Origin of the sequence: Methanobrevibacter sp., assembly GCF_045114555.1 — an archaeon.
Taxonomy (GTDB): domain Archaea; phylum Methanobacteriota; class Methanobacteria; order Methanobacteriales; family Methanobacteriaceae; genus Methanobrevibacter.
Map to the genome: position 1 here is coordinate 25,012 of NZ_JBGUKT010000032.1, position 7,855 is coordinate 32,866.

Below are 7,855 nucleotides of genomic sequence, written 5' to 3' on the forward strand. Positions count from 1 at the left end.
ATCCATTATTTTATAAAATATATTTTATAAAAAATAAATTATAATTGATAATAATATTATGTAATAACATGCTTATAAAATTTTTCATATATTTGTAAAAAATTATAAAAAAATAGAAAAAAACTATTGAAAATAGAAAAAATAATCGGAGAAATATAAAAAAGTAGTAAAAGAATAGATAAAAAATTATTAAAAATGGAAAAAATATCGAATAAATTAAAAAAATAGATAAAAAATAAAAAAAGAATAAGGCAAGAATGCCTTAAAAATTAGTTAAATTATTTTATGTCCCTTTTGGAACGTTTTATAAGTTCTGCCGCACATGCAAGTATAAGCAATATCAATATTATAAGCACAGGAGCATTCATTCCACCTAATGACAATGAACGAGCAGCTGCAGGATCCTCATCAACATTCAAGTTGTATGCAGTAGCTGATTCAGTTACTGGAGCAGATGATGAAGTACCTACTGTGTTTCCATCCATCACTGTTGAATTTGACTTGATTCCTGTTCCATCCACAGTGGAATACCCACCGGAACTGTTTCCATTTCCGTTTCCATTACCATTGCTGCCAGAATTGGAGTCTCCGGAATTTGAACCGTTTCCTGAATTGCTTCCTCCAGAACCGGAACCTCTTCCACCACTTGAGCCACCATCTGAATCCCTTACAACATTGTTATCAAATGTATTGTTTTTTCCTCCAATATCATCAAACAACTGATTCTCTGGAGAGATCACATCAGCGTGACTTGTAGGCTCATAATCAAGCAAATCCAAGAGATTATAATCAGTGCCGTCCTTTCTCACTATCATAGGAGAGTTTGGACTGTTATAGATTATATCCTTTTCAGTGAATGTCACTGGACTGTCAGGATATTTCATTTGCCAAATTCTATTGATTTCCTTTACGATTCTAGGAATAAGTGGCTTCAATGAAGGTACACTATTGTTTGTAATTCTGTTGTTGTTGGAGTTGTATAATGCAACAGCCCTTACAACCAATGCCTTATCGCCGTAATCTATGTGATTGTCATAGATTCTGCTATTGTCCGCATCGTATCCTTCAACTAGGTAATTGATTCTGGAATTGCAAGACACATTGTTCTTATAGAATTTGGTATCATCAGCACCTTCAAGGATAGCACCATAGGACACGTTATTGGACTCACAATGGATCTTGTTTCTTGCCATTGTAGTGTTTATGGAGTTGTAACCTGCAATGATTCCTGCTGCATAATATGTTCCACTTACAGAAATATCATTATCTGTAAAGCTGTTGTTTGCAGAGACTTGGTCTCTCTTACCGGTTTCCGCTCCCAATACACCTAATCCATAAAGATATGGGTCCTTAGCTGTTACATTGACATTATTGTGATGAACCTTGTTGTTACTGCTTTCATAATACAGGTCGATTCCTACAATGGAATTTGTTGATTCCTTGATGGCAGTGTAGTACTTGTCAACACCAGAAGTTGCGCTTACATTATTGTATCCAATATCGTTTGAAGATGAATAGAATAAAATAATGCCGTAAGTCTTATAGACCTCTGGAATAACCATACCTTCCGCTTCATAGTCGTCAACACTAATGGAACTATCCACTTTAATGGTTGAATCATAAAGATGAGGCTTATTTGTACCGTTTACAAAAATATTGTTGTTTTTCAATGTATTCTTGCTGGAATCATAAAGCATTATTCCAAATGTCAATGCATTTGCCTTTGCCTTAACGCTATTGTTTAGAATATTACAATTAGAGGACTCTGATACGTAGATTCCATATCCATTGTCATAGCTTTCCAATTGAATATCGTTGTTTGTTACATTAACGTTCTTTACATTGTCCAACAATATGGCAAACCTATGGTTATCAGCTGCATTTCCTGGATTTGAATTGATTATTGTAAATCCATCAACCACAACATTATCGGATTCAATCTTGATGACAGAATCCAATAGCTTTGCACCTTCAGACTTTAGGATTACAGGACGGTCCAAAATGATTCTCTTATCATTGAAATCTCCCTGGAAGATCAGTTCATAATCCTCATATTCTGATTTGAGATAACCATTGTCATCAAAGCATGTATAGAAATTATCCTCAGTTACAATGAATTGGTTTCTTAAGACACTGATATCAGTTGAAACCTTGCATGGATTATAAGTGTCATTTCCTGCATAATTTATATTCATTGCATAATTGCCAATATTTGCATTAATTTGCAAGCTTGCTTTACCTTCTCCATCAGTGGTTCTTACATAGTTTTGATTCAATAATGAAAATGTAACATTTACTCCACTGATTGGATTTCCATCCTTATCCTTTAGGAAAACAATTAGCTCATTACCCTTGAAAATTGAAGTGTCCGCTACAGTGATTGCTGTATTGATTTTGGTGTCACTATATGTTCCATTGTCAATACCTGAATCTCCACCGCTTGTACCATTATCTGTGCCATTTCCTTCATCATCCCTTTCAATCTCGGATGGATCAGTCATATTCACAATTTGACCGTTTATGGTATTGTTATAGATTGCATTATGACTTGGAGTTATCGGATTCCTATTGGTGTATTTCAATACAGCAATGGCATCAGAGTCTCCAGAGATGCTTATCCTATTGTCACAGACTAATGTATAGCTGACATTTCCTCTTAGCACAATTGCGCTTTTATCGCTTTCAAAGTCGTTGTTCCTTATTGTTATGTTTTCTGCAAGTCTTGATGTGAAGATCATCACTCCTGTTGAATTTACTCCAACAAATGTGTTGTTTTCGATTTTCACATTGGATTTTGTTGTGTTTATGCCGTTTGCAGATTCTGTGTATATGGTATTGTTTGCAATAACTGCATTTTCGCCTGTATTCAATATTGAATCTGAACCTACAGACCTTAATGTATTGTTTGCAATCACATTGTTCTTGCCTGTATTTTGAATGGCAACTACATTTCCATCATCATTCCAATCATGAACATCAGTATGTTCAGTTGAGATGTTGTTTCCTGAAACGATGATGTTGTCTCCACTTAGAAGGACAGCTGCAGGACCTCCAATATTTGATATTGTATTGTTGTATATCAAGGTGTTTGGAGCTTCAACAATGATTCCATAGAAAGCCTTTTCTATGGTGTTGTTTGCTATAACTGCACCATTGCCGCTTGCAGTTTGCATCAGATAGATTGCATAGCAATAGGAATTGTATGTACCGTTTCGACTTTTAAGGTAATTGTTTGCTATAATGTTTCCACTGCAGACTTCATCTTCAATCGGCTTGAAATCTCCATTTCCATATGCTGATTGATAAATCATATTGGCATATTCAGATTCAAGGTAATTGTCTCTGATTTCATTGTATGATGAAGCTGTCATTGGAATTGTTGAGCTTAGACCAGATATGAGAGTATTGTTGATGATCTTATTATAGCTTGCATTTGACATCATTATTGCAAAGCACTTATGGACACTCACATTGATAATGGAGTTTCTTATCGTGTTCTCTGATGAGTCAATTATGCTTATTCCAGACAAATAATGATTATTGATCTTTTCCTTTGTATTTACAATCTTAAGATTTTCCAATACAGAGCCGGAACTTCCCTTTACAAGACGTATAAGACAATTTGATAAGCTTGCATCATCATCTGAAATGATGTTCAGTCTCTTATCTATTGTAAATATCTTGTCTGAGATACTTTTGATTTTGATTGTATCTCCATCTTTCAAGGTACCTGATTTTATCTTTCCATCGGAATCGAAGTATTGCAAATAGCTTGAGCTATCTATTACGATAGGTTCAGCAGATAATGTATCTGGCTCTTCATTAGAGCTACCAATCTTTTCGGATTCCTTTGAAGAAGCGATTTCATCATCAAAATCATATGTATCAGAGATTAAATCATTATCAGTGATTTCATGATTGGAATCATCAAAACCGCTTGTTAAATCATTATTTGAGTCTGATATTGCTATAGTGTCATCAATTGCACTATCTGTCGCATTAGTGACAAGATCAATATTTTCACTTGCACTAACTGCACTCAAAGATAAGAATATTATTACTATTAAAGCAAGAATAGAGGGCAATTTCATTTTATTCGTCATTTCACCTCCATTCAAATTCTTATGAGTTATTTTTTATTGTACTTATTATATAAAACTATCCAAATTGATTGAAAAAAAGTAAAATATAGTTAATTTAATTTGATAAATAATTAAAATAGAGTTTAAAAAAAGAGAGGGAAATTAATATAAAAAATATAATTAAAAAAAAGAAAAGAAAGATAAGAAAATTCACCTAATGATTAGACATAAAGTCCAATACTGCATCAGACAATACATCCAAATTAGATAAATACTCTTCATACCATCTGTTTCTTAGCTTTGAAATAACGTAAGCCACTGCACCTGATCCAATACCTACAACAGTTGTATCGAATGCTACAATCAATGATTGTGATAAGGTGTTTACGTCCCCTGAACCAAGTGCAGCAAGACCTGTTCCAAGAGGAATCAAGGTACCCATCAAACCTAAGGTAGGTCCAATACGGGTGATGATATCAGTCACTTCAAGAGACTTGTCTGTTAGGTTTTCCTCGTTTTCAATCAATTTACGAGCAAATGCCTCTCTTGAAGCATCAGTCAAGTTTTCTGTGCTTGCTATCTTTACCAGAAGATTCTTTTGAGACTGTGGAAGTGAAGAGCCATTGATTTTTGCCTTCAATGAATCAACAGAATCTGAAGCGGACATATCAAGAATCAGATTGGAGACCTCATCTACAGAAACCCTTGTTCTTGAGGTGTATTCATAGATTAGTCCACCTAATGAAACCACTACAACCACTACAAAAATCAATAGTATAATTACTACCGGTATCAAAAGACTTTGTGAAATCAAATTGAGTCCAGTGGTTAAGAAGTCACCACCGGGAATTGCCATTGCCATTAAATCACCTATAAATAAATATCAATAAATATAATTTTTTTAAATAAATAAAACTATTAACTCATTTTAACCTATTGTTTCTCTTTTTTAAGAATGCTCCAATGCCTAAGCAAATAGCCAATAGGACTATAAGGGCTATTCCTGCATTAACTGGCATTAAAGTCAATTGTGTAGATGGATATTCAAGCACCTGGCTTATTGTAGGCACAAAGAATCCAAATACAATGAATACGAATGCAAAGATCACCATCATGCTTCCATAAATGATTGGATAATGTGTAACACGATAATCTTCAATGAAATCTGAAAATCTGTAAGCTATGAAGCTTATTATCATCAATAAAACCGCTATAATGATAGCCAAATGAACTGTTGAGATAGTCATGGAGAAATTGGCTGTGTCAAATACAAAACTTGGAGACAATGCTGCAGATGTCATTACAAGCAATCCATAGGATACTGGTATGAAATCAAAGTACAATAATCCCTTTAAAAGATTATCGTATTGCTTATTCTTTTCCCAATAATAGAAAGTGAATATTCCTAAAATCAATGCGATTATTGCCATGAATATATAGAAGAAGAAATTATTCACTGTCAATCCTATTAAGCTTTCATAAAATGGGCTAAATGCAATTATTATTAAAGCGATTGCTATGGAAATAATCAATGAAATTATCAAATGTTTCCTTAAGTCATTTCTAAAGAAATTGGATAACAATCCAGTTCCAATTCCCAATAAAAGAACTGCTGCTAGAATAATTGCGCCAAATAGACTAACCAATAGATTCATTCTATCACAATTTTATTAATGTTTCTTAAGTTCAACTAGTTTTAATAAATTATTAATTCAAAAACAATAGAAAATGATAAAGGATTATCCTTCTACCATAATCAGATTACCCGTTTTCGAATCCTTATAAACTTTACCTTGTTCAACATAACCTTCTCCAGAGCTGTTTGAAGTGTCTGGAGTTTCATTCAATTGTTCGCCTTGTGTTACATTAGTGATTTCCTTAATAGACTCCATGGCTGCCTGCCTGTCTTCTGGAGACATGTCACTGAAAATAACACTTTGCAAGTTCCAGCCAATCACAGCAAAGATCAAAAACCCAAGTGCAAGAACCAGCATGGCATCTACAAGATTTGTTGTTCCAGCCATAGGGTCTTCTTCCTGACGTGACCGACGCCTGATTTTCTTTCTAACCATATAAAACCTTCTTTACAATAAACAGATTAAATTTGTATTTAATCATCGTTCTATGATATAATTTATTAAATAATGTTAATAAGTATATCTATATAAATTGAAAAATTGTAAAGTAAAATTTATAAATATTTTTAAAAAAATAGTTAATCTCAAAAAAATAAGAAATTGAAAAAAAATAAAACAAAGAAAAATAGTTAAAAAGTTAATCTCAAAAAAATAAGAAATTGAAAAAAAATAAAACAAAGAAAAATAGTTAAAAAGTACTTTAAAGCACTATTTTACTAACTTATTTTTCTACTAAAATGTTTAATCTCTCCTAAAGAGATCCCTTGTATATACCTTTTCCTCTACATCACCAAGAATATCGTAGTCAAAACGATTTGCAAGAATTACATCACTTTCACTCTTGAAACGATCAATATCATTTACCACTTCAGATTTCAGGAATTCACTTCCATCCTCCAATGTTGGTTCATAAATAATTATTGAAATTCCTTCTGCCTTTATATTCTTCATGACATCTTGGACAGCAGATGCACGGAAATTGTCACTATTACTCTTCATGGTAAGCCTATATACTCCAACTGTTTGAGGATTCCTTGAAATGATCTGGTCAGCGATAAACTCCTTACGCACTGTATTGGAATGAACTACAGCATCTATCATGGTCTGCGGAACTTCCTTAAAATTTGCCAAGAGCTGTTTTGTATCTTTAGGCAAACAGTATCCTCCGTATCCAAATGACGGATTATTGTAATGCCCTCCAATACGAGGGTCCATACATACTCCATCTATAATCATCTGTGTATCAAGGCCTTTGGTCTGAGCATAGGTATCAAGCTCATTAAAATAGCTTACTCTTAGAGCAAGGTAAGTATTGGCAAATAGCTTGATAGCCTCAGATTCTGTTAAATGTGTCAATAATATTGGAATATCCTGCTTAGAAGAATTTTCTCTCTTCTCCTCTTCTCTTGCACCTTCAAGTAGAATATCAGCAACCATCTGTCCTTCCTCTTTTTGATCATCATCACATCCAACGACTATACGGCTTGGATGAAGATTGTCATAAAGTGCTTTTGACTCACGAAGGAATTCCGGACTGAATATGATATTTTTAACTCCATACTTTTCACGTACAGACTCTGTATATCCAACAGGTATTGTTGACTTGATAACCATTAGAACATCAGGATTAACTTTTAGAGTCCATTCTATAGCATCTTCAACAGCGGATGTGTCAAAGAAATGGTTAACATCATCATAGTTTGTTGGTGTAGCTATAATGACAAGCTCAGCATCCTTATAAGCAGCTTCCTTATCTGTAGTTGTATGGAGATTCAATTTTCTTATCCCTTCACGAACCTCCTTAAAGAATCTTTCTATCTCATCATCTTTAATAGGACTAATGAACTGATTTAGCTTTTCTGCCTTTGATTCTGTTGTTGTAATAGCTGTAACTTCATGTTTTTGAGCGAGCAGGACAGCAAGTGAAAGCCCTACATATCCTACACCTGCAACTGTAATTTTCATTAAATTTCCCCAATTTTTTATTCATTTTCATCTAAAACATAGTCTAATATACGTTTGCTTGAAAACTCATCAAAGTAATCAAATTGGAAATTAGCAAACTCTTCAAGGTTTTTCAAATTAAAATTTTCATTTTTTATAACTTCAATCAATTCATCAGTATCTTGAACTATG

5 protein-coding genes are annotated in these 7,855 nt (G+C 33.5%); all 5 read right to left on the reverse strand.

The annotated features are described in order from the left end of the window. Positions 1-278: 278 nt before the first annotated feature. A complete protein-coding gene (locus ACJMLB_RS07935) occupies positions 279-4,091 on the reverse strand; it encodes a right-handed parallel beta-helix repeat-containing protein (RefSeq protein ID WP_405325115.1) in 3,813 nt (1,270 codons plus the stop codon). 205 nt (positions 4,092-4,296) lie between these two features. After that, the gene (locus ACJMLB_RS07940) at positions 4,297-4,938 is read right to left on the reverse strand and encodes a MotA/TolQ/ExbB proton channel family protein (protein WP_405325127.1); all 642 of its coding nucleotides are present in this window, start codon (positions 4,936-4,938) and stop codon (positions 4,297-4,299) included. A 67-nt stretch (positions 4,939-5,005) separates the two neighbouring features. Next, entirely contained in the window at positions 5,006-5,737 is a 732-nt protein-coding gene (locus tag ACJMLB_RS07945) for a DUF2162 family putative transporter (protein ID WP_405325118.1), read from the reverse strand. An 84-nt stretch (positions 5,738-5,821) separates the two neighbouring features. Beyond that, the gene (locus ACJMLB_RS07950) at positions 5,822-6,154 is read right to left on the reverse strand and encodes a DUF2149 domain-containing protein (protein ID WP_405325121.1); all 333 of its coding nucleotides are present in this window, start codon (positions 6,152-6,154) and stop codon (positions 5,822-5,824) included. Positions 6,155-6,460: 306 nt separating this feature from the next. Next, positions 6,461-7,684, reverse strand: coding sequence for a nucleotide sugar dehydrogenase (locus tag ACJMLB_RS07955; protein WP_405325124.1), 1,224 nt, complete (start codon positions 7,682-7,684; stop codon positions 6,461-6,463). Positions 7,685-7,855 lie beyond the last annotated feature (171 nt).

Coding starts and splice junctions, on each gene's coding strand:
- ACJMLB_RS07935 (WP_405325115.1), bottom strand. CDS start 4,091: ATGAAATTGCCCTCTATTCTTGCTTTAATAGTAATAATATTCTTATCT.
- ACJMLB_RS07940 (WP_405325127.1), bottom strand. CDS start 4,938: ATGGCAATTCCCGGTGGTGACTTCTTAACCACTGGACTCAATTTGATT.
- ACJMLB_RS07945 (WP_405325118.1), bottom strand. CDS start 5,737: ATGAATCTATTGGTTAGTCTATTTGGCGCAATTATTCTAGCAGCAGTT.
- ACJMLB_RS07950 (WP_405325121.1), bottom strand. CDS start 6,154: ATGGTTAGAAAGAAAATCAGGCGTCGGTCACGTCAGGAAGAAGACCCT.
- ACJMLB_RS07955 (WP_405325124.1), bottom strand. CDS start 7,684: ATGAAAATTACAGTTGCAGGTGTAGGATATGTAGGGCTTTCACTTGCT.